Consider the following 774-nt stretch of genomic DNA (forward strand, 5'->3'; position numbering starts at 1 on the left):
ACCAGCGACAGCAACCCGCTGATTCCCCGCAGTCCGGAACAGTTCCACACCACCCTCAAGTGGGCCATGGAAGATGCTCCTTACATTCCGGAATTTTTCATCGACATCATGGGTGCCAAGAAAGCAGAGAATGCCCCAGTGGCCGACAAAATCTGGGAAGACATGGACACCGACCCGGGCATGAGCCTGGAAGGTACCGGCAAGCTGGCCAATCTTAATCAGCCTGCGTTGGTCCTGTGGGGCCGGGAAGATCGCCTGCTCGGGGTGGACAATGTGGAGGTGTTTCTTGAGGAGCTGCCCCAGTCTCGGGCGGTGGTTCTTGATGGCATCGGCCACGTGCCCATGGCAGAAGCGCCCACCAAAAGCGCTGATGCCTTCCGGGTGTTCTGGCGGGAAGCTCAGACAGATTCCTGATTCGTACAGGCTGTTGCTACGTTGACTGGACCTGCCGCTGCTCCGGCGGAGTCCAGTCAAACGGCACCTGGTAGCTCATCAGAAACCCCCCCAGCGTAATCAGTACCCGCGAGATGCCGATATAGGAATCGGGAATACTGATTCGCTCTTCTCGGAACCGCTGCATCAACTCCCCCATCGCCGCCACCGGCCCCTGCTGATTGACCTTGTCAGTCAATACATAGAGCGCCAGCTCCCGCAGCGTTTCCGGGCTGCCTCCCTTGAAACCGGCCTGAACAAACAGTTCGCCGATATCCACGTCCCCTTCAAAACCCATCAGGCCATACAGCAACCGTGAATAGCGGCGGACTTCGTCCGGGG

2 pseudogenes are annotated in these 774 nt (G+C 58.7%); one reads left to right on the forward strand and one right to left on the reverse strand.

The features are described from left to right. A pseudogene (locus B3Q33_RS04625) lies at positions 1-414 on the forward strand (alpha/beta fold hydrolase); the annotation flags it as partial. Positions 415-430: 16 nt separating this feature from the next. Here the strand turns inward: B3Q33_RS04625 and B3Q33_RS04630 are convergent. Next, a pseudogene (locus B3Q33_RS04630) lies at positions 431-774 on the reverse strand (AarF/ABC1/UbiB kinase family protein); the annotation flags it as partial.

This window comes from Alcanivorax sp. UBA3183 (assembly GCF_002364155.1).
Taxonomy (GTDB): domain Bacteria; phylum Pseudomonadota; class Gammaproteobacteria; order Pseudomonadales; family Alcanivoracaceae; genus Alcanivorax; species Alcanivorax jadensis.